Source organism: Streptomyces sp. NPDC026672 (assembly GCF_040638185.1).
Taxonomy (GTDB): Bacteria; Actinomycetota; Actinomycetes; order Streptomycetales; family Streptomycetaceae; genus Streptomyces.
Genome location: NZ_JBEZXS010000023.1, coordinates 1 through 20897, shown reverse-complemented (window position 1 = coordinate 20897; position 20897 = coordinate 1). Strand labels below are relative to the sequence as shown.

At 72.4% G+C, this 20897-nt stretch carries 22 protein-coding genes; 13 read left to right on the top strand and 9 right to left on the bottom strand.

What is annotated here, in order from left to right:
• The first annotated feature begins 46 nt into the window (after positions 1–46).
• On the top strand, positions 47–625 hold the full coding sequence (locus tag AB0F77_RS25305) for a TetR/AcrR family transcriptional regulator (RefSeq protein ID WP_361952927.1): 579 nt from the start codon (positions 47–49) through the stop codon (positions 623–625).
• Positions 626–785: 160 nt separating this feature from the next.
• Here the strand turns inward: AB0F77_RS25305 and AB0F77_RS25300 are convergent, their stop codons facing one another.
• Together AB0F77_RS25300 and AB0F77_RS25295 are read right to left on the bottom strand one after the other, a co-directional pair.
• Positions 786–1316: a hypothetical protein gene (locus AB0F77_RS25300; protein ID WP_361952925.1), complete on the bottom strand. Its 531-nt coding sequence runs from the start codon at positions 1314–1316 to the stop codon at positions 786–788.
• 61 nt (positions 1317–1377) lie between these two features.
• The gene (locus AB0F77_RS25295; RefSeq protein WP_361952922.1) at positions 1378–1872 is read right to left on the bottom strand and encodes a MarR family transcriptional regulator; all 495 of its coding nucleotides are present in this window, start codon (positions 1870–1872) and stop codon (positions 1378–1380) included.
• A gap of 92 nt (positions 1873–1964) precedes the next feature.
• Between AB0F77_RS25295 and AB0F77_RS25290 the strand changes: the two genes are divergently transcribed.
• Positions 1965–2783 (top strand): SDR family oxidoreductase, encoded by an 819-nt coding sequence (locus AB0F77_RS25290; RefSeq protein ID WP_361952919.1) that lies wholly within the window; start codon positions 1965–1967, stop codon positions 2781–2783.
• A 46-nt stretch (positions 2784–2829) separates the two neighbouring features.
• Here AB0F77_RS25290 and AB0F77_RS25285 read toward each other — a convergent pair whose 3' ends face one another.
• The gene (locus AB0F77_RS25285; protein ID WP_361952916.1) at positions 2830–4482 is read right to left on the bottom strand and encodes a hypothetical protein; all 1653 of its coding nucleotides are present in this window, start codon (positions 4480–4482) and stop codon (positions 2830–2832) included.
• A 132-nt stretch (positions 4483–4614) separates the two neighbouring features.
• On the opposite strand from AB0F77_RS25285, the gene AB0F77_RS25280 reads away from it, so the two are divergent.
• Positions 4615–5352, top strand: coding sequence for a GNAT family N-acetyltransferase (locus tag AB0F77_RS25280; RefSeq protein ID WP_361952913.1), 738 nt, complete (start codon positions 4615–4617; stop codon positions 5350–5352).
• 74 nt (positions 5353–5426) lie between these two features.
• On the opposite strand, the gene AB0F77_RS25275 is transcribed toward AB0F77_RS25280, so the two are convergent.
• Together AB0F77_RS25275 and AB0F77_RS25270 are read right to left on the bottom strand one after the other, a co-directional pair.
• Positions 5427–6320, bottom strand: coding sequence for a haloalkane dehalogenase (locus AB0F77_RS25275; RefSeq protein ID WP_361952910.1), 894 nt, complete (start codon positions 6318–6320; stop codon positions 5427–5429).
• A 9-nt stretch (positions 6321–6329) separates the two neighbouring features.
• The gene (locus tag AB0F77_RS25270; protein WP_361952907.1) at positions 6330–7043 is read right to left on the bottom strand and encodes a hypothetical protein; all 714 of its coding nucleotides are present in this window, start codon (positions 7041–7043) and stop codon (positions 6330–6332) included.
• Between the two features lie 148 nt (positions 7044–7191).
• On the opposite strand from AB0F77_RS25270, the gene AB0F77_RS25265 reads away from it, so the two are divergent.
• Positions 7192–7674 carry a helix-turn-helix domain-containing protein gene (locus AB0F77_RS25265; protein WP_361952904.1) on the top strand — a complete coding sequence of 161 codons (483 nt, stop codon included), beginning with the start codon at positions 7192–7194 and terminating at the stop codon, positions 7672–7674.
• A gap of 507 nt (positions 7675–8181) precedes the next feature.
• Here the strand turns inward: AB0F77_RS25265 and AB0F77_RS25260 are convergent.
• Positions 8182–9159, bottom strand: coding sequence for a hypothetical protein (locus AB0F77_RS25260; RefSeq protein WP_361952902.1), 978 nt, complete (start codon positions 9157–9159; stop codon positions 8182–8184).
• A 240-nt stretch (positions 9160–9399) separates the two neighbouring features.
• Between AB0F77_RS25260 and AB0F77_RS25255 the strand changes: the two genes are divergently transcribed.
• The 5 genes from AB0F77_RS25255 (at position 9400) to AB0F77_RS25235 (ending at position 13640) form a co-directional block, all read left to right on the top strand.
• Complete coding sequence (locus tag AB0F77_RS25255; RefSeq protein ID WP_361952899.1) at positions 9400–9957, top strand: TetR/AcrR family transcriptional regulator; 558 nt, start codon at positions 9400–9402, stop codon at positions 9955–9957.
• A 145-nt stretch (positions 9958–10102) separates the two neighbouring features.
• Positions 10103–10780: a DoxX family protein gene (locus AB0F77_RS25250; protein ID WP_361952896.1), complete on the top strand. Its 678-nt coding sequence runs from the start codon at positions 10103–10105 to the stop codon at positions 10778–10780.
• Between the two features lie 150 nt (positions 10781–10930).
• Positions 10931–11962, top strand: coding sequence for an alcohol dehydrogenase AdhP (adhP, locus tag AB0F77_RS25245; protein WP_361952894.1), 1032 nt, complete (start codon positions 10931–10933; stop codon positions 11960–11962).
• Positions 11959–12816 carry a universal stress protein gene (locus AB0F77_RS25240; protein WP_361952891.1) on the top strand — a complete coding sequence of 286 codons (858 nt, stop codon included), beginning with the start codon at positions 11959–11961 and terminating at the stop codon, positions 12814–12816. Before adhP ends, AB0F77_RS25240 begins: the two co-directional genes overlap by 4 nt.
• The gene (locus AB0F77_RS25235; RefSeq protein ID WP_361952888.1) at positions 12813–13640 is read left to right on the top strand and encodes a universal stress protein; all 828 of its coding nucleotides are present in this window, start codon (positions 12813–12815) and stop codon (positions 13638–13640) included. Before AB0F77_RS25240 ends, AB0F77_RS25235 begins: the two co-directional genes overlap by 4 nt.
• A 15-nt stretch (positions 13641–13655) precedes the next feature.
• Here AB0F77_RS25235 and AB0F77_RS25230 read toward each other — a convergent pair whose 3' ends face one another.
• Both AB0F77_RS25230 and AB0F77_RS25225 read right to left on the bottom strand, forming a co-directional pair.
• The gene (locus AB0F77_RS25230; RefSeq protein ID WP_361952885.1) at positions 13656–15695 is read right to left on the bottom strand and encodes a SpoIIE family protein phosphatase; all 2040 of its coding nucleotides are present in this window, start codon (positions 15693–15695) and stop codon (positions 13656–13658) included.
• Between the two features lie 119 nt (positions 15696–15814).
• Positions 15815–16675, bottom strand: coding sequence for an SDR family NAD(P)-dependent oxidoreductase (locus AB0F77_RS25225; RefSeq protein WP_361952882.1), 861 nt, complete (start codon positions 16673–16675; stop codon positions 15815–15817).
• A gap of 142 nt (positions 16676–16817) precedes the next feature.
• On the opposite strand from AB0F77_RS25225, the gene AB0F77_RS25220 reads away from it, so the two are divergent.
• The 4 genes from AB0F77_RS25220 (at position 16818) to AB0F77_RS25205 (ending at position 20251) form a co-directional block, all read left to right on the top strand.
• Positions 16818–17696 (top strand): helix-turn-helix transcriptional regulator, encoded by an 879-nt coding sequence (locus tag AB0F77_RS25220; protein ID WP_361952879.1) that lies wholly within the window; start codon positions 16818–16820, stop codon positions 17694–17696.
• A 156-nt stretch (positions 17697–17852) separates the two neighbouring features.
• Positions 17853–18056, top strand: a complete 204-nt coding sequence (locus AB0F77_RS25215) for a cold-shock protein (RefSeq protein WP_023544341.1) — start codon at positions 17853–17855, stop codon at positions 18054–18056.
• 87 nt (positions 18057–18143) lie between these two features.
• Entirely contained in the window at positions 18144–19919 is a 1776-nt protein-coding gene (locus AB0F77_RS25210; RefSeq protein ID WP_361952876.1) for a DEAD/DEAH box helicase, read from the top strand.
• 131 nt (positions 19920–20050) lie between these two features.
• On the top strand, positions 20051–20251 hold the full coding sequence (locus AB0F77_RS25205) for a hypothetical protein (RefSeq protein ID WP_361952874.1): 201 nt from the start codon (positions 20051–20053) through the stop codon (positions 20249–20251).
• Positions 20252–20322: 71 nt separating this feature from the next.
• Here the strand turns inward: AB0F77_RS25205 and AB0F77_RS25200 are convergent, their stop codons facing one another.
• Entirely contained in the window at positions 20323–20688 is a 366-nt protein-coding gene (locus tag AB0F77_RS25200) for a peptidoglycan-binding domain-containing protein (RefSeq protein WP_361952871.1), read from the bottom strand.
• Positions 20689–20897: the final 209 nt, after the last annotated feature.

Here is a 20897-nt window from a genome sequence, read left to right as displayed (position 1 = left end):
CTAGTTCTAATGCCGCTCGATTGTCTAGCGGTGCTAGGATCGAATCATGTCGGTACAGGAACGCAAGGAGCGCGAACGGGCGGACCGCGAGCGCCTCATCTTGGCTACGGCCCGTGAACTCGCCGAGCGGCAGGGCTGGGACGCGGTCACCACCCGCCGCCTCGCGGAGCGCATCGAATACAGCCAGCCCGTCCTCTACAGCCACTTCCGCGGCAAGCGGGAGATCATCGGCGCCGTCGCTCTCCAGGGCGCCGCAGAGATGGCCGCGGCGCTGCGGGCCTCGACCGCAGCCGCGGACGGCCCGCGTGCCCGGGTCACCGCCCTCGCCCGCGCCTACCTCGACTTCGCCGCACGCAACCCGGCGGTCTACGACGCGATGTTCCAGCTCGACGGCGGCCTGGCGTTCGCGGACGAGGCCACCCCGGAACCTCTGAAGGACGCCTTCGCCGCCCTGCTGGAGACCCTCACGGAGGCCACCGGCGACGGCGTCCACCCGGCACTGTTCACCGAGGTGTTCTGGGCGGCCCTGCACGGCCTGGCGACCCTGACCCGAGCGGGACGGCTACCACCGGAGGACACCGAACGCAGAACGGAACTACTGGTGAGCCGACTCGCCGTACTCTGACCGGCCGACCGGCCGACCGGCCGGACCGAGCCGGGAGGGCCCGACGGCGCGCGGATGACACGGGAGACCGACCGGATGGGCGTTCTGGACGTCGACGTACCTCGGCGCAGGCACCGGGGTGTCGGCAGGCCCGTGTCGTGAGTTCGACCGCCCTGGTCTCCTACAACTGGTCGCCCTCGGTCGCTGGTTCCGGGGGATGTGGTCCGCCGCCGTCCTTGACGTCCTCGTCGCAGGTTCGTCGGTTGTAGGACTGGTCGTTGGGGATCACCAGCACTCCGGCGACCCGCTCGGGGTGTTCGACGAAGAGCCAGTCGTCGCCCGTGCGGCGGGCACCGTCCGGCCGGGGCCGCGCCGCGGACGAATGGATCGTCAGGCACCCCAATGCCACCCGCTTCTTGTCGACCGCGCAGGCGTCCACCGCGGGGCCGGAATATTCGTCGGCGCCATCGAAGCGGTAGTCGAAGTGGACCCGGTCGCCTTCGGAGGGCTCCTGCGGGTGGGGCTCCAGGCGCCAGTCGACGACCTCGGCGGTGACGCCGGAGCGCTGCCCGTACGTGTTCACGACCTGCACCCTCACACCGGCCTCACCGCGCTTCGCCGTCGTGTCGGTGCAGCCCCAGGAGGAGCAGCCGGACAGGGTGAGAACCACCAGGGCCAACGGGGCACCGGCAAGTACCCGTAACGGGAACACTGGGACGACCTCCGGTCGGGGTGGGGCCGAGCAGTGTATCCCGGGGCGGGGGAGCTGCTGGTCAGGGTGTTGACGGCCAGCCCATGGACAGGAGTTTCGGCATGTCGACGATGCCCGTGGCGAGCGCTTCGCTCGCTTCGCGCAGGTCGGCCTGCTGTTCTCGGGTGAGGCGGTCGAACAGCAGGGTCCGGACGCGCTCGACGTGGTCGCGGGCGGTCCGTCGGACCTTCTCCATGCCCTCGTCGGTGAGTTGCGCCAGTTGGCCACGGGTGTCCGAGGGGCACGGTACGCGGCGGACCCAGCCGTCACGCGTCAGGCGGTCGACGGCGTGGCTCAGCCTGCTGCGGTCGAAGACGCACGCCGCCGCGAGGTCGGCCATCCGCATCGAGCGACCGGGCGCCTCCGAGAGCCTGGAGAGGATCTCGTAGTAGGCGAACGAGAGGTCCGAGTCCTGTTTCAGGTCTCGCTCCAGCCGGTCGAACAGCAGCCGGCTGGCCATGAGGAAGCTGCGCCACGTCCGTTGTTCCTCGTCGTCCAGCCAGCGGGGCTCAGCCATCGTGACCTCTTCGGAGTTGGTTGAGATTTCAGCACCCAATGCTATCGTCGCATCCGGTGCTGAAATTTCAACTATCCCGAGGAGGGTTCCGTATGGACCGTTTGAAGGGCAAGGTCGTGATCGCCACCGGTGCGGCCGGTGGCCTGGGGTTCGCCGGAGTGCGGGCGATGGCGGCCGAGGGTGCCCGCGTCGTGATGATGGACCTGTCCCCGACCGTCGCCGAGCGGGCGAAGGAGCTCACGGAGGACGGTTTCGACGTCACGCCGTACGTCGGTGACGTCGGCGTGGAGGACGACGTCGCGGGTGTCGTGGCGCTCGCCACCGGGACGTACGGACGGCTCGACGTGCTCTGGAACAACGCCGGGCTGATGAGCGCCGACTGGGTCCTCCAGGACACGGACGTGCTGGGCGTCAGCCGCGACTACCTGATGCGGACCATCGAGGTGAACGCGGGCGGCGTGTTCCTCGGCGCCAAGCACGCCGTTCCCGTGATGGCCCGGTCCGGCGGCGGATCGATCATCAACACCTCGTCGATCCAGGCCGCGGGCGGAGAACTCACCATGGTCGCCTACGGCACGAGCAAGGCGGCGATCAACTACCTGACGCAGCACATGGCCACCTCGTTCGGCCATCTCGGTATCCGCAGCAACGCGTTGGCCCCGGGACTGATCCCGCCGCCCGCCCGTCCGGGCGCCCCCGCGCACCGCCTGGAGAGCGTGACCCCGGCGAAGCTGGTCCTGGACTCCCAGATGCTCAGCACGCCCGGGGAGCCGGTCGACGTCGCCCACGCGGTCGTCTTCCTCGCGTCGGACGAGTCGAAGTTCATCACCGGCCAACTGATCTACGTCGACGGTGGGACGACCGGTCACCTGCCGACGCTCTCCGACCGCCGCAGGCTGGCCGGCGCCTGACCGCTCGATCGTCGCACCCCGCCCGGGTCGTCGGCACCGACGCCGGTCAGCCGGTCTCCGCGTCGGCCTCCCCGCTCGCGCCGGACGGCTCGATGCTCCACACCTCGGTGTCCTCCTGGAGCAGTTGCCGCTCGTACTCCTGGAGCGCCGCGAGCGTCGACCGCCAGGAGTCCCGCGCCTGGGCCTCGTCGGTGAACAGGCAGCAGCTCTGCCCCTCCTCGCCCTCGTCGCTGATGGCCCACCAGCCGTTCGTGACGTCCCAGAGCACGCACACGCTGCCGTCGCGCAGGCCGAAGGAGTGGCGCGTCAGGCTCACCCACACGCCCCAGCCCTCGGGGCCGCAGCTCTTGCGGTGGTCGTGCCGCCAGGAGTCGATCTCCTGGGCCGTGTGTTCCCGGGCCCGGGCGAGCCGGGCGCCGATCTCGTCCGGCACGGGGGTCTGCGACGACCGCACCAACTCCCGTGCCAGCCTGGCCGCGGCGGTCGGGCGCCGCGCATGGGCGGCGACGGCCGTCTCGACCGAGCGCAGGCCCGCGGTCCGCAGTTCCCGGGCACGGTCGGCCGAGATTCCCGCCGCGGCGAGCGCCGCGGCCTCCGAGGCCCGCCAGCTCCGCTGCGGATCGGCGTTCTGGAGCAGCACGTGCACACTGTTCGGCGCGTGCAGGTCCCAGCCGTCCCGGCTCCACTCCTGCGGTGAACGCGCGGTCAGACGGGCGGCGTCGGCGGCGTCCTCGACCCGCATGACCGGGAGCAGCAGCCGCAGGGCAGCCGGAGTCCACGAGGTGGACCTGAGCGCCCTCGCGGCGTCCTGGTCGGCGCCGACGCTGGCATAGGCGGTGACGGAGTGCTCGTACTCCTCGACCATCCGGTCGATCAGACCGGCGCGCTCCCGTGTCAGGGGAAGGGTGTACTCGGTGCCCCGGCCGTCGTGCCCGAAGCGGCGAACGGTCACGGTCGAGCGCCGGTCGTCCACGAAGACCTCGGAGGCGCCGGAGAGCCCCGGGTAGTCGGTCGGCACCTGCCTGGGGCCGGGGGAGTCCTCCCCTCCCGGTTCGGGCGGAACGGCATCGTCGGGCGCAGGGGGAACGTCACTGTGGTACCGGGTGCCGAGCAGGGCGAACGCCTGCCGGCGCAAGGCGTCGGCGGGGTCGTCGTCGCTGGTGCGGACGACGGTGCAGGCATCCGCGGGCAGTGCGTCGAGTGACGTACGGGGGACGTCCTCGACGAGGAGGAGGGTGTCCGGCGTCCAGGTGATCCGGCGGCTGCCGGGAGCACCCGCGAGGGAGAGTTCGCCGCTGTGCAGGGTGCAGCCGTGCAGTTGGGGCGCCCGCCAGTCCGGCTGGGCGCTCGCCAGGAGTTCCCCCGTGGGCAGGCCGAGCGCCAGGGCGGACGGCCGGTGCAGCAGGTCCGGGTCGAGGAGGACGTCCAGGCACGTCACGGGAGTGCGGCCGTCACGGCCCAGCCGCCCGACGGTCTCTTCGAACTCCGGGTCGGCGGGACCGGTGAACCTCGCTTCCGCCTCGGCCGGATCCCCGCGGTACGCGGCGGGGGCGGTGACGCCGTACGGCGACGGACTCCATCCGGGCTGCCAGTGGAACCCCGTGCGCACGGGGCGATGGCCCTTCCGCGGCCGGTCCGCCGCGGTGGCCGGCCGCGCCGGGACGCTCTGCGGTGAACCGCCGGAACGGGGCACAGGCATCGTCATCTCCTTCTCGGGGCGCGGTCCGCCGGCGACGGTCCGGGCGCGTCTGCCCACGGACCTCCTGAGTCTACTTGACGGACTCAGGAGGCGAATGCAGGATGACCCCACCGATCGACAGGAAGGTCTGGGATGGACCACCCCTTCGCGAAGGCCGGACGGGCCGGCACCGGGCACGTCCTGGACAACCCGGTGCACGCCTCGCTCTCCGGTCCGCAGCAGGCTCATCTGGCCCGCGGGCGAGGACGCGCCCTGCGGTACCTCGACGACGTCGCGCCGTTCCTGGGCCTCCCGGACCGGCCGACGGAGCAGGACTGGGCCGACGCGGCCGACGTGGTGGGCGACGGGACGGCGGCGTTCGTCCACCACTTGGGGGCGATCCCGCAGGCGTGGACGGTTCTCGACCGGTTCGACGTGACACAGATGATCGCGTCCGAGACCACCCGGGGCGCTTCCGATACACGGGCGGTGCTTCTTGGCCCCGCGGATGTGCCGGAGATGGTGGACCTCGCACGCCGTACGGCCCCCGGCCCCTTCGGCACCCGGACCATCGAACTGGGCACGTACCTCGGCGTCCGCCAGGACGGTGTGCTGGTCGCCATGGCCGGCGAACGGATGCGCGCCGCGGGCTGGGTGGAGATCAGCGCGGTGTGCACGGCGCCCGAGCACCGGGGCAAGGGCCTCGCCACCGGTCTCGTCAGGACGTTGACGGCTCGGATCACGGACCGGGGGGAGCGGGCCTTCCTGCACGTGGTGGCCACCAACACGGGCGCGGTGCGGCTGTACGGGACCCTCGGGTTCGAGGTACGGCGGGAGCTGCCCCTCACCGTGCTGCGGCGCCCGGAACCCGGAGCCTCCGGGCGGCCCTGACGCGCCCCGGGGCCGACGGACCGGCTCCGAGGCGCGGGCAGGGCGCCCGAGGCACGGGCAGCACGGGGCCGGGCTCAGTCGTGGTCGATGCCGCGGATGTCCCGGACGAAGTCCGCCACCGCCGCGCCGATGCTGTGGGGGCTGTCCTCCTGCACGAAGTGCAGGCCGGGGACCGTCACTTCGGTCTGGTTCGGCCAGGTCCGGCAGAACTCGCGCTGCGCGCCGATCAGGATCGCGCCGGGTTCCGCGTTGACGAACAGCTTGGGCACGTCCGCCCCGGCCAGCCACCGGCCGTAGTCCTCGACGATCCGCACCACGTCCTGGGGTTCGCCGTCGATCGGCAACTGGCGCGGCCAGCTCAGCGTGGGCCGGCGGCTCTCCCCGGGGACGCGGTACGGCTCGCGGTAGACGGCCATCTCCTCCTCGTCCAGTCGGCGCAGGATCGCCCTCGGCAGCACTCCCTCGACGAACATGTTGTCGGTCAGCACCATGGCCTCACCGGCGGACGAGCGGAAGCGCTGGAACGTGTCCCGCGCGGGTTGCCGCCAGTCCTCCCAGCTCATGGGGGCGACGATGGCTTCCATGTAGGCGAGCCCCGCCACCCGGTGCTGGTGGTGGAACGCCCAGTCGAAGCCGAGTGCGGAACCCCAGTCGTGCAGGACGAGCACGGCGTTGTCCCCGAGGTCCAGGTGCTCCCAGAGCGCGAACAGGTGGTCCCGCTGTTCCTGGTAGGTGTAGCGGTCCGGGCCGGAGGGGTGAAGCCGGCCGGAGTCGCCCATGCCGACCAGGTCGCAGGCGATCAGCCGGCCCAGCCCCTCCAGATAGGGCATGACGTTGCGCCACAGGTAGGAGGACGTCGGATTGCCGTGCTGGAACACGATCGCGTCACCCTCCCCCTCGTCGATGTAGGCCATCCGGACACCGTTGATCTCGGCGAATTTCTTCTCCGCGTAAGGACGGTTCGTCATGTCCGGCTCTCATTCGATGCCGATGTCGGCGAGGTCGACGGTGATGATCGGGCTGGGCAGGACGTTGCCGTCGACGACGGGCAGCACGTACCGGTGCGTCGGAAAGACGAGGCCGGAGACGGTGCGGTGCGCCTCGACCCGGTGGACGGCCGGGCGGCCCCCCATGACGAACGGCCGGTAGTCCTGGCGGCGCAGCAGCCCCGACGCGTCGTAGTAGAAGGTCTGTTCCGTGCTGTGGGTGGCGATGTACGACGGGAAGGTCACGTGGAGCCGCCGCCACCGCTCGTCCGCCTCCTGCCAGGGGTCCAGCTCCTCGGTCCGGACCCCCGGCAGGGTCAGCAGATAAGGGGCGGTGAGGTAGTTCCACATGCCGTACCCGCCGAAGTAGAGCGCGTGCAGCGGGTCCCAGGCGGTGGTGCGGTCGTGGCCCGCGTAGGCGTCACGGGGCGTGTGGCGCTCCATCAGGACGGCCCCGTCCTCGTCCTCGACGGCGACGCGGTCGGGGGTGAAGACCCCGCGCAGTCCGGGGCCGGTGAAGCCGGTGAAGACCAGGTGCTGCCGGTGCAGGTCGACGGTGACGCCGACCCCGGACAGGATGCCGTCCTGGCCCCGGGACGCCCAGCTGGGACCGCCCATGTCGAGCTTCGCGCGGATCGTCGTCGTATCGCTCCAGCGCTTCAGACCTCCGTGGGCCTCCAGCACGAAGTCGAGCAGGTCGGTCATGGTCGGACGTGCCTCTCGATGCGGTGTCGGGTGTGTCGGGTGTACCGGTGGCCAGGAGTGGATCCGGCTCGACTCGGCATGAGTCTCTTCGACGGACTCAGCCTCACCGCTCTTGCTGGGTCTGTCAAGGAGACTTAGCCTGGGGTGCATGGTTGAGGCACCGATCTACTCGATGGAGAACTGCAGCATCGCCCGCACCCTGGAGATCCTCGGCGAGAAGTGGACGTTCCTGGTCCTCAGGGACGCGTTCCGCGGGGTACGCCGGTTCGAGGACTTCATCGCCCGGACCGGGATACCCCGCCAGGTCCTGTCGAACAGGCTGTCCACCCTCACCTCGCGGGGAATCCTCAGCAAGCAGAGCTACCGGGAACCCGGGGTGCGCCCCCGTGCCGAGTACGTCCTGACCCCCAAGGGGCAGGACGTCTATCCCATCCTCGTGGCCCTGCGGCAGTGGGGCGACCACTACGAGGCCGACGCCGCGGGCGCCCCGCTCGTCATGCTCCACCGCGACTGCGGAGCCGAGGTGTCGGCCCGACTGCACTGCGCGGGCGGACACGACGTTCCTTCCGTACACGAGGTCGTCCACGCCCCCGGCCCCGGCGCCCGGCTCGCGGATGTCGCCGGGCCCTGAGGACACTCCGCCCAGGAGCAGGCGCGGGCCCTGCAACGGGGGCAGGAACAGGGGCAGTCGGCGGAGGTTCCGCGGGCGCGGGCACCGGAACAGCATGCGCACGCGGCGGGCTGCGTGTTCCAGGGGGCCGATCCGAGGTGGACGGAGGTCGAGCGGCACGTAAGCAAGGACGGTCTACGAGGACATCGAAGCGCTCGGTGCTGCGCTGGGTCACCAGGTGCAGGAGCGAGGAAGGGGAGCTGACGTCGGGCTACCGCAACGCCGCTGCCTGCAAGAGCTTCGTCGCGTACCTCGTTGATCTTCCGGGCGAAGAGCGGTAGTTCCTCCGGCCGCCGGGGCGGCACCCGTCGGAAGCCGCCGACGCGGTGTCAGACGTTGGCGTAGCCGGGGATGGCGGCCTTGATGCGTTCGATCTCGCGGGCGTCGAAGACGCCTTGGAGGTCGTGGCGGGGGGAGTCCATCGGGTGCGCGGAGTTGGCCGGGTACGGGGAGTGCGCCGGGCGGCGGTCAGACGGCCTCGGCCTTCGTGATCAGCGTGTCGAGCACCGTGTGCAGCTCGGCCAGTTCGGCCGGGGTGGGGTCGGTCGGGTCGGGCGGGGTCGGCGCGGCGGGGTTGACCACGGGGGTGGTGCCCTCCGGGCCGGGCGCGCTCATGGCGCGGGCGATGACGGCGCCGGTGTCGGGCGGCGGGGTGCCCACGCTGTCGACGAGGCGCCGCAGCGGGGGCGCGAGCGGGGGCCGGGGGAAGGGAAAGTCCGCCGGGAGCAGCCCGGCCTGGTGGGTGTGGTCGTCGCCGCGGAAGTCCAGCTCCCAGCCCTCCCAGCCCGGCAGCGGCCAGTCGTGGACGCCGGCCGCGGTCTGCACCGCCCAGAGCGAGACGGTGCGGGCCCGCGGGTCGACGTGGACGCCGCCGTACGGCATGTCGGTGAGCGTGGGAGTGGCCGGCGACGCGGCGATCAGGTCGATCACGCCGGGGCCGTCGGCGATGTTCTCGATGGGCTCCCGGCCGCTGCCCCACGCGTGAACGTCCCCGTCGGGCAGGCGCAGGGAGACGACGGACCAGGGCTCGGTGTCTTCGGTGTCCGAGAACCAGCTGGGCTCGAAGGTCTCGAACCAGCCCGGAGCCCGGGTCAGGTCCCTGCCGAGGCCCACGTGCTGGGTCAGGTCGCCCATGCCGTCGTGCGCGAAGCGGACGTCCCAGCCGGGCCATGTCCTGGCCAGTGCGGCGCGGGCGGCGACATGGCTGGCCCAGCTGTCGGCGAACGCGTACCAGAGCAGGACCTTTCGGTCGTGGTCGACGAGTGCGGCGCCCTCGCACCACACGTCGTCGAGCCATTCGTCGATCTCCCGGTTGGCGCGGAAGCAGCGTGTCGCCGCGACCGGACCGGGCAGCAGGTCCAGGACGACCCGGTTGGCGGCCCAGTGCGAGTGGTACCGCTGCCAGGTGCCGTTCTCGATCACTACGTACTGCGCTCGTGCTCCCATGATCGGCGAGGCTAACGCCGGCGGCCGCCGGACGGCGAAGGCTTTTCGGGGCGCCGGAAGCGCGCGTCCAGGTGCCGCGCACGCGCGTCGAGGTGCCGGGCTCCACTCGGTGTACTGCCGAGTACCCCGCGTTGACGTGCGGTTCGGTGGCCCGTTACCGTTCCCCCTCAAGCGGAGATGTCTCCGTATCATTGTGCGAGACGTGGGCTTGCCCGTGAGTGGTCGGAAGGGGAGAGGCCCGTGTCTCGGCATCAGCATCAGCGGAGCGACGCGCAGCACAATCGGGAACGGATCCTCGCCGCCGCCAGGGAGGTGCTCACGCAGGACGGGGCCGCTTCGCTCAACTCCATAGCCAAACGGGCCGGAGTCGGACCGGGCACCCTGTACCGCAATTTCCCCAACCGGGAGGCCCTGGTCCTGGAGGTCTTCCGGTCGGAGATGCACAAGATGGGCGACCTGGCCTCCGAACTGCTGGCCACCGAACCGCCGGTGGAGGCCCTGCGCCTGTGGTTCCAGCGCCTCGCCTCGTACATCATGATCAAACGCGGACTCGGCGACGCGCTCACGACCGCCCGCCACGACGCCGTGACCTCGGAGACGTACGGCCCGGTGACGGAGGCCATCGGTGAGCTGCTCAGGGCCGGAGAGGCGGACGGGTCCATTCGCCCCGGCCTGGACCCGTACGACGTACTCCTGATGATGGGCTGCACCTGGCGTGTCGCGCCCGGGGCGGACGGCCGGGAACAGGCCCGGCGCCTGCTCGACCTGGCACTCGACGCCCTCCGAACCCGCCGCTGACCGGGAGGGGTGGCCGAACGGCCTTCCAGGAGGGGGCTGTTGGACCCCCGACTGCGGACCATCGGCGTCCGGCGCGGTACCGGTACCTGCATCGAGAGTAAGTGGTGTCAGGAACCACCAGGACCGTTCCGAAGGGATCACCGTCATGGCTGTCCATGAGCGCCCTCACCGGAGTGCGGGCTCCCACCTGCTGTCCCTGCGCGGGAACCGGACCGCCTCCTCCTCCGAGTCCACCGTGTCGGCACACACCGACACCCACACCCACACCGACACCGACACCGACACCGGCACACACGCCGACCCGCACACCGCACGGGCCTACGTCTTCGGCGTCGCCCGCCTGCTGCTGGGCTTCGTCTTCCTGTGGGCCTTCCTCGACAAGGTCTTCGGCCTCGGCTACTCCACCCAGTCCGGCAAGGGCTGGATCGACGGTGGCTCGCCCACCGAGGGATTCCTCGGCCACGTCGCCGTCGGACCGCTGGAGTCGACGTTCCACTCCTGGGCCGGCGACGCCTGGGCGGACTGGCTGTTCATGCTGGGCCTGCTCGGTGTCGGCGTCGCCCTGATCGCCGGAGTGGCACTGCGGCTCGCGGCCGTCGCGGGCACCGTGATGATGGCGCTGATGTGGATCGCCGAGTGGCCGCCCGCCCAGCACCTGTCGGACGGCTCCCCGAGCGCGTCGACGAACCCGTTCGCCGACTACCACCTCCTCTACGCCGTGCTGCTCATCGTGCTCGCGGCCGTCTCCGCCGGGAACCGTCTCGGCCTGGGCCGGTTCTGGGCCGGACTCCCCTTCGTCCGCGACCACACGTGGCTGCGCTGAGCACCACCGCAGGGGCGGGCCCTGCACCGGGCCCGCCCGCCCGTCCGGGCCGGCCGCACGGACGATCACCACCACCCCCGTCACCACCCCGTCACCGCCGTCGCGCACCACCGACGCGGTCGCCACAGAAGTACGGAAGGAGCAGACATCATGAAGGCAGCGGTCGTACGGAAGTTCGGCGAGCCCCTGGTCATCGAGGAGCGCCCCGACCCCGTGCCCGGTCCGGGCCAGGTCCGCGTACGCGTCGAGGCGTCCGGGCTGTGCCACACGGACATCCACGCCGCGCACGGCGACTGGCCCGTCAAGCCCACCCCGCCGTTCGTCCCCGGCCACGAGGGTGTCGGACTCGTCGAGGAACTAGGCGAAGGCGTCACCCACCTCGCCGTCGGACAGCGTGTCGCCGTGCCGTGGCTCGGCAGGGCCTGCGGACGGTGCGAGCACTGCCGGTCCGGCTGGGAGACCCTGTGCGAGAGCCAGGTCAACACGGGCTACGGCTGCGACGGCGGGTACGCCGAGAAGATGCTGGCCTGGGCGGACTTCGCGCAGCCGGTGCCCGACGGCGTCAGCCCTTACGACGCGGCCCCGTTGACCTGCGCGGGCGTCACGACGTACAAGGCACTCAAGGTCGCGGGCGTCCGGCCCGCCCAGCTCGTCGCCGTCTCCGGGGTGGGCGGACTGGGCCATCTCGCGGTGCAGTACGCGAAGATCGCCGGGGCGCGGGTCGCCGCCGTCGACGTCACGGACGACAAGCTCGAACTCGCCCGGGAACTCGGCGCCGACATCCTCATCGATGCCCGGAAGCAGGACGTCGGCGCGGAGTTGAGGCGTCACGGAGGCGCCCACGCCGCCCTCGCCCTCGCCGTGAACCCCGCCGCCTTCGAAGCCGCCAACTCCGGCCTGCGGCGCGGCGGGAAGCTCGTCATGGTCGCCCTTCCGGCACACGGCACCGTCCAACTGCCCATCTTCGACACCGTGCTCAACGGCACATCGGTGATCGGCTCCATCGTCGGCACCCGGCAGGACCTCGCCGAGGTCTTCCAACTCCACGCCGAGGGCCGGACGAAGGTCGTCCTGGAGACTCGCCCGCTCGCCGCGGTCAACGAGTCCATCAACGAGGTCCTGCACGGTCAGGTCAAGGCCCGCATCGTCTTCGACCTCGCCGCGGGAGGTGGGGAACGATGAACCCGCCCCTGGTCGTCGGGGTCGACGGCTCCGAGCCGAGCCTCCGCGCCGTCGACTGGGCGGCCGACGAGGCCGCCCTGCTCGGAGCACCCCTGCGGATCGTGTACGCCTCCCTGTGGGAGCGTTACGAGGGCGCCGCGCTCGCCCGGGAGATCAACACACCGTCCGAGCACGTGGGCGCGGAGGACATCCTCGCTCTCGCCGCCCACCGCGCGCGCCGTCACCACGCGGACCTGCCCGTGTCCACGGTGTCGGTGCCCGAGGAACCCGAGTACGTCCTGGTCCGCGAGGGCCACGGCGCCACCGCCGTGGTGGTGGGGACCCGCGGACGCGGCGGACTCGCCGAACTGCTGCTCGGCTCCGTCAGCCTGACCGTGGCCACCGCGGCCGACTGCCCGGTCGTCGTGGTCCGCGGCGGCGACGGCGGCAGGGCCGCCGACGGACGGCACGGCCGCGTTGTCGTCGGCGCGTCCGACACACCGACGGCGGCGGTGCGCCTCGCCCACGACGAGGCACGACGGCGCGGCGCCGTACTGGACGCGGTACGGGCCTGGCGGTGCCCCACGCACGACACCGCCGACCTGCCGCTGGTCACGGGCGAGGCCGAGCGCCTGCACGAGGAGCGGGCGGCCAAACAGCTGGAGGCGGCCCTCGCCGGCGCCCCCGCGGACGTGGAACTGCGCCCGCGCACCGCAGAGGGCCCCGCTCGCCGGGTACTCCTCGCCGCCTCCCGCGACGCCGACCTCCTGGTCGTCGGCCGGCGCCGCCCCGGACACCTCGGCCGGGTCGCCCACACACTCCTGCACCACGCCGACTGCCCGGTCGTGGTCGTACCCGCTGGGGAGGAACGATGAAGAACGGTCATGTGGTCGTCGGGGTCGACGGTTCGCCGGTCTCCGTCCGGGCGCTGGACCGGGCGGCGGGCGAGGCGGCCTCGCGCGGGTGCGCCCTGCGCATCGTGTACGCGGTGACCGACCTCGACGGGGCCGCGCCGGTCCTCGACTCGGCACTGGCACGCGTGGCCGCGCGCCGTCCCGACCTGCCGGTGGAGACGGAGGCCGTGGAAGGCGGTGCGGTACGGGCCCTCGTCCGGGCCGGTGCGGACGCGGCCCTGGTCGTGGTGGGCCACCGGGACCTCGGCCCGCTCACCGGCCGGCTGGCGGGCTCGGTGAGTCTGCGGCTCGCCGCGTGCCCGCCCGCCCCGCTGCTGGTGGTGCGCGGTGACCACCCGGCCAGGGAAGGCGGTGACGTCCTGCTCGGCCTGGAGGACGACGCCGACACGGAGGTGGCCGCCCACGCCTTCGAGGAGGCCGAGCGCCGTGCCGTACGCCTGCGGATCCTGCACTCGGTCACCCACCGCCACGTCACCTTCGAGATGGCCTCACCGATCCCCGGGACGAGCCCGGGGCAACGGCGCCTCGCCGAGGAGGACCGCTCCGAAGAGGCCGTACCGCGCTTCGCCGTCGCCGCGCTCCGGCACCTGCATCCGCTGGTCGACGTGGACCTCCGCACCGTCCGCACCGCGCCGACGCACGCCTTGCCCGAAGCCACCCGGGAGGCGGCCGTCGTGGTGGTCGGTGCCCGTCGCGGCCACCGTCCCGTCCCCGAACCCGGCCCGGTCGTCCGGGCGCTGCTCCACCACTCGCACTGCCCCGTGCTTGTCGTCCCGAAGGACTAGAAGGGGCCAGGAACATCAGTTCAGCGCGTACTCGGCCCAGATCGTCTTCCCGGTGTCCGTCTGGCGGCAGCCCCAGCGCTTGCTGAGCTGCGCCACCAGGAAGAGACCGCGCCCGCCCTCGTCGTAGACGCGGGCGCGGCGCATGTGCGGGGAGGTGCTGTTGCCGTCGGACACCTCGCAGATGAGCATGTCGTCACGGATGAGCCGCAGCCGCATCGGCGGCGCGCCGTAGCGGATGGCATTGGTGATCAGCTCGCTCACCACCAGCTCCACGACGAAGGCCGCGGCCTCCAGTCCCCAGGCGGCCAGCTGCCGGGTGGCCCACCGGCGGGCCGGCCCGACGCCGGCGGGGTCCACGGGGAGGTCCCAGCTGGCGACGTGGTCCGCGTCGAGCACACGGGTGCGGGCCAGCAGCAGGGCGACGTCGTCGTTGGTCCGGTGCGGCAGCAGGTCCTCCAGGACGTTGTCGCACATGTCCTCCAGTGAGGCGGCCGGTCGGCCGAGGGCCTTCTGCAGGTCGTCCAGACCGGCGTCGATGTCCCGCTCGCGCGACTCGACGAGGCCGTCGGTGTAGAGCGCGACGACGCTGCCCTCCGGCAGCGTCACCTCGGAGCATTCGAACGGCAGACCGCCCAGCCCCAGAGGCGGTCCGGTGGCGGAGGCCAGCAACGTCGTGGTGCCGTCCGGACGGATCACGGCCGGGGGCGGATGGGACGAGCCGGAGACCGAGAACCCGTGTGAGGCGGGGTCGTAGACCGCGTACAGGCACGTGGCGCCGAGCGCGCCGTCCGTCCCGGTCTCGTCGAGGAGCCGGATGACCAGGTCGTCGAGGTGGGTGAGGAGCTCGTCGGGGCTCAGATCGATGTCGGCGAGCGTGTGCACGGCCGAGCGCAGCCGCCCCATGGTGGCCGACGCCTGCACCCCGTGTCCCACCACGTCGCCCACGACCAGCGCGACGCGCGCGCTCGACAGGGGAATGACGTCGAACCAGTCGCCGCCCACTCCGGCGCGCGAGTCGGCGGGCAGATAGCGGTACGCGACGTCCACCGCCGCGCTGTGGGGCAGGGCCCGGGGCAGCAGACTGCGCTGGAGGGTCAGGGCCGTCTCCCGTTCCCGGGTGTACCGGCGGGCGTTGTCGATGCACACGGCGGCGCGGGCTGCGATCTCCCCGGCCAGGACGAGGTCGTCCTCGTCGAAGGGTTCCGCGCGCAGGTGCCGGATGAACACCGCGATGCCCAGGGTCACGCCCCGCGCGCACAGCGGGACGATCATCATCGAATGGATTCCGTACAACTCGACGAGCCGCGCCCGCTCGGGGTCCTGCGCCATCCAGCGCGCGAAGGCCGCGTCCTGCCGCACCTGGACGATGCGCGGCGTGCCGGTCTCCAGGGCGACGGCGGGCGCGGAGTGTTTCGGATACGAGAGCTCGGCGCCGACCGCGACCACGGCCTCGGGCGTCCCCTCCAGCACGGACCTGTGGGCCGCCCTGCGCATGACGACAGGGCCGGCGTCCGCCGCGAGGGGAGCGCCACAGCCGTCCTGGGAGGCGTCCTGGAAGGTGGCGTCGAGCAGGTCGACCGACGCGAAGTCGCCGAACCGCGGAACGGCCACGTCGGCCAGCTCCTCCGCGGTCCGTACGACGTCCAGGGTGCTGCCGACCCGGTCGCTCGCCTGGCTCAGCAGCGCCAGACGCGCACGCGAGATCGTGGCCTGCCGCAGCTGTTCCTCGCGTTCCAGCCGGACCCGGCAGACCACCAGACTGATCACCGAGGCGAGCGCGACGACCAGGGTCACGACAAAACGGCCGCCCGCGGACACGCCCGACACCAGGAACCCGTAGATGCCGACGCTCGCGGCCAGCGTCACCGCGTTGACGAAGAGGGTGAGCCTGAACGGCAGCAGGGCGCTGGCCACCAGCGGGACCAGCAGCGAGTAGCCCGACCACCGGACGAGCCCGGTGCTCCCGAGGGCCTGCACCAAGGAGATGACACACACGTACGCCAGGAGCAGGGCCAGGATTCCCCGCTCGCGTGCGGCGCAATGAAGAATGGGCACTCCTCGCCTCCTCTCGCCACGATTCCACAGCGCGTCACGACCGGCCACCTGGCCGAATCCCGTGCCGGCCGGCCCCGGGTGGCCGCCGTTCCGCGAGGATCGCCCCGCCGCGACCGGCCTCAGCGGACCTGCGGGTCCGCCGCACCTCCTCCCTGGGCGAGGCGCGAGACGTGCTCCCACTCCTCCAGGGCGGCGAGGCGGCCGGCGTACTCGGTGCGCAGCGCCTCCACGCCGTTGACGCCGAACAGGACACGCAGGGGCGGCGCCGGCGTGTCGGCGAGGGCCAGAACGGCGTCGGACGTCGCGGCGGGGTCGCCCGGGACGAACCCCTCGGTCAGGGAACCCGCGAACAGCGCCTCACGCGCGTGGGCGTAGGCCGGGTCCGGGCGGGCCTGGGGAGAGGCCGAGGCGAGACCGGTCGGGAACATGATCGGCTCGATGAGCGTGACGTGGATGCCGTACGCCGCGACCTCGGCGGCCAGCGACTGGCTCATCGCCTCCAGCGCCCACTTCGAGGACTGGTAGATGCCCAGCGCCGGGTAGGCGACCAGGCCGCCGATCGAGGAGACCTGCATGATCCGGCCGGCGCGGCGTTCCCGCATGCCCGGCAGCACGGCGCGCGTGGTCCACAGCGCCCCGAAGTAGTTGACGTCCATCTGCGCCCTGGCCTGGTCGGCCGTGACTTCCTCGACGGCGCCGACCAGCATGTGCCCGGCGTTGTTGACCAGGACGTCGATCCCGCCGAACCGCTCCTCGGCCGTGCGCACGGCGTCGTCCACCGCGGCGGTGTCCGTGACGTCGAACTCCAGGGGCAGCACACGGTCGCCGTGGCGCTCGACCAGCGGGCGCAGCGCGTCCACGTTCCTGGCGGTGGCCGCCAGCCGGTCGCCGCGGGCGAGGATCGCCTCGGCCCAGTGCGCGCCCAGCCCGCGGGACGCACCCGTGAGGAACCAGGTCCGGGGGGCTTGAGAAGTGCTCATGAAAGATCTCCGCATGTCCGCGGCCGGGTGTCTCCCGGCCGTGCGACCAGCGTGCTTCCGCGCCGACGGGGTAACCAGAGTCGGCTTACCCAGGGACCGGCGGTCCCTGGCTACCGCCCGGCCGGACACGCACACTGGCCGGGTGGACACCCAGCAGCTGGCCGACTTCCTCCGGGTCCGCCGGGAAGCGCTCGGCCCCCAGGACGTCGGGCTGCCCGGCACGGGCCGACGGCGTACCCCCGGACTGCGCCGCGAGGAGGTCGCGCGGCTGGCCGACATCTCCACCGACTACTACTCCCGGCTGGAGCAGAGCCGCGCTCCGCAGCCCTCACCGGCCGTGCTGCGCGCGATCACCCGCGCGCTGCGGCTCACCCTGGACGAGCGCGACCACCTCTTCCGTCTCGCCGGACACAACGTGCCCGACCGCAGGCGCGCCGACGACCATGTCTCGCCCGTCCTGCTCGGCGTACTGGACCGGCTGACGGACGTACCGGCCCAAGTCATGACGGACCTCGGTGTCACCCTGGCCCAGAACGACCTGGCGCGCGCCGTGTTCGGCGACCTCACCCACCTCACCGGGCCCGGCCGCAGCATGATCCACCGCTGGTTCACGGACCCCGGGGCCCGGACCGGTTATCCCGTTCAGGACCACGCGACGGAGTCCCGGGCACTCGTCGCCGACCTGAGGGCCGCGGTCGTGCGCCGCGACGACGGGCCGGCCCGGGACCTCGTGGCCCGGCTGCTGCGCGACAGCCCGGAGTTCGCGGCGCTCTGGCCGCTGCACGACGTCGGTGTGCTCCGCCGCCGGCGCAAGCGCGTCAGACATCCCGACGCGGGTCTCCTCGAACTGGAGTGCCAGTCGCTCGTCGACGAGGACCGCACCCAGGTCCTCGCGCTCTTCTCCCCGGTCCCGGGCACACCGACCGCCGAGCGGCTGGCCCTGTTGGGCGCCCTCGGGCCGGACGGGCGAAACCCGCGGTCACCGGCGGACCGCGCGGCATCCCGACGCGCACCCCGGTGATCCACCGGGGGCCACCGAGTTGTGCTACGGTTTTGATGTTGCAGTTGTGGTACCCATGAACCTATGTGCGCCTGACGGGAATGCTTCTCCTTCAGGCGCATTATTTGTTTTTCCGGCATCTCCGGATGGGGCCTCTGCCTACAGAAGGAGAAAGTCATGGCACAGGGAACCGTCAAGTGGTTCAACGCCGAAAAGGGTTTCGGCTTCATCCAGCAGGACGGCGGCGGTCCCGACGTCTTCGCCCACTACTCGAACATCGCGACCCAGGGCTTCCGTGAGCTCCAGGAGGGCCAGCGGGTCTCCTTCGACGTCACGCAGGGCCAGAAGGGCCCGCAGGCGGAGAACATCGTCCCCGCCTGATCGCCGGGCGCGTATTCGCTCACCGGGGTCCACACCATGACGGTGCGGACCCCGGTTTGTGCTGTTTCCAGGAAGGCAGACAACTGCATGTCCCGCAGACCCCAGAAGACCAACCGACGCGCCTCGTCACCCTCGCCGTCCGTGTCGGCGCCCAGGGAATTCCGATTGCCGGAAAGTACGACACCCGCACTGCCCGCCGTCGAGGACTTCGCCGGTCTGGACATGCCCGCGGCGCTGCTGAAGACCCTCACCGCGCAGGGCGTGACCACGCCCTTCCCCATCCAGGCCGCCACCCTGCCCAACTCGCTCGCCGGGCGTGACCTGCTGGGACGGGGACGCACCGGCTCCGGCAAGACCCTCGCGTTCGGGCTGGCGCTCCTGGCCCGTACGGCCGGACTGCGCGCGGAGCCCAAGGCGCCCCTCGCCCTCGTGCTGGTGCCCACCCGGGAACTCGCCCAGCAGGTGACGGACGCGCTGACCCCCTACGCGACGGCGGTGAACCTCCGGCTCGCCACCGTGGTCGGCGGGCTGTCGATCACCCGGCAGGCCGGTACGCTCCGGCGCGGCGCCGAGGTGGTCGTGGCGACCCCCGGCAGGCTGAACGACCTCGTGGAACGCGGGGACTGCCTGCTCCACGACGTACGCATCACGGTCCTGGACGAAGCCGACCAGATGACCGACATGGGCTTCCTGCCGCAGATCACCAAGCTGATCCAGCACGTACGGCCCGACGGCCAGCGCATGCTCTTCTCGGCCACCCTGGACCGCAACATCGACCGCCTGGTGCAGCGGTTCCTGACCGACCCCGTGGTGCACTCCGTGGACCCGTCCGCGGGAGCGGTCACCACCATGGAGCACCATGTGTTCCACGTCCAGGACGAGACCGACAAGAAGGCCGTCACCACGCGCATCGCGGCCCGTGACGGCCGGGTCATCCTCTTCCTCGACACCAAGAGGTCCGCCGACCGGCTCAGCAAGCGGCTCCTGGCCGTCGGTGTCCGCGCGGCCGCGCTGCACGGGGGCCGCTCGCAGCCGCAGCGCAATCGCACCCTGGAACAGTTCAAGAACGGTCAGGTCACCGCCCTGGTGGCGACGAACGTCGCGGCCCGCGGCATACACATCGACGACCTCGACCTCGTGGTGAACGTCGATCCGCCCACCGACCACAAGGACTACCTCCACCGGGGTGGCCGTACGGCCCGCGCCGGCGGGTCCGGCAGTGTGGTCACGCTGGTGCTGCCCACCCAGAAGCAGGACGTCACCCGGCTCATGTCGGACGCGGGCATCCGCCCCCGGACGGCCCGCGTCACCTCCGGCGACGAGGAACTGGCCACCATCACCGGTGCCCGTGAACCCTCAGGGGTGGCCGTCACCATCGAGGTTCCCCAGCCGGCGGCACCGGCCGCGTCCGGTGCCGACCGGAAGTCCGGCACCGAGCCCGGCAGGCGATCAGGCCGCCGACGCCGGAACGGCGGCGGGGCCAAAGCGGCGACGGACACCGCCACCCGGACCGGGGGCCGCGGCTCGGACCGCCGGTCCGAGACCGGGGCGAAGGCGTCCGGCGGCACCTCCACGACCGGCGGGCGCGGGAGCGCCCGGCGAGCGGGCTCCGGTGGTGCCGCCGCCACAGGCGGCGGCGCGGCGGGCGGTCGTGGCGCGGGCCGTCAGCCCGCGGCCGGTGCGGCGACCGGTGGTGCCTCCGGCACGGCCGCCCGCGGGTCCGGTCGGCGAACGGCGGGCGGCTCGGCCACGGGCGGCGCCGCCGGGACCGGCGGTCGCAGCTCGGGTCGCCGGAGCGGTCGCCGTCCGTCCGCCGGTTCCGCGTCGCCGGGCAACGGCCGCCGTGGCGGCGACCTTTCCTAGGTGTTCGGCGGCAACTCCGCGCCCCGGCGGGGGAGTTCGGGGCGAGACCGGGGCCGTTCACGGACCCCGGCCGGCATTTCGTCGGCCGGGGTTGTCGCCCACGGGGCGCCAGTTGCTCGTACGATGATCGCGTGACAGTGCGCCGCACCCTTGGTTATGGCCCCCAGGCTTCCGCTCTCGACGCGGTGCCGGCCGACCTCCTCGACTCCCTGCCCGGAGTCCGCCTCCCCGACCTCGACGAACTGCGCACCCGCGGCGTCCTCGGAGCCCGCCTCGCAGCAACTCCGGCCGTACGGCGAACCCTTGGCGACGGCACCGGCCGACCCGACTGAAGCAGCGGCCGACTCGCGGCACTTGGGCGTTGTCGTCGTGACCGCCACACACCCACGGCGTGATGCCCGGCTCAGGTGGGATACGGGTCGTAGCAGTCCAGGGCCGGATGGTGGAGCACCTGCCAGGTGCGGCCCTCGACGACACCGCTCTGTGGCAGGCCGTGGCAGCCCTGGATCCACTCGATCTTCTTCTGCATGGTGGCGTCGAACCGGCCGTCCAGGGCCAGCTCGGGCGGCTCGCCTCCCCACACGTTGCTCAGGCACTGCGCCTGTTTGACCGCCGCACCGGAGTCGCCGTACGTGAGCGTGGGCCGGTACTCCGACGGGGTGTAGGAACAGCGGGCCGGGGCGGCCGACGCGGGGTGCGGCGCCGCCGGACCGAGCACCGCGGCCGCGCACAGACCCGCCGTCACGATGAGCGTGCCGCGCTGTCCCATGCCGCTCCTCCCGGTCCGGTCACCTGCCCGGCGGCCCGGTGTCCAAGGGCCCACCCTCATGATGCCCACGTCCGGCGACGGCCGCGAGTCGCGGGGGGGGGCCGCGGGGGGGGGGGGGGCCGGGGGGGGCGAAAGACACCGGCCGCGCCCGGCCGGGCCCGGCCCGCCCCCCCCCCCCCCCCCCCCCCCCCACCCCCCCCCCCCCCCCC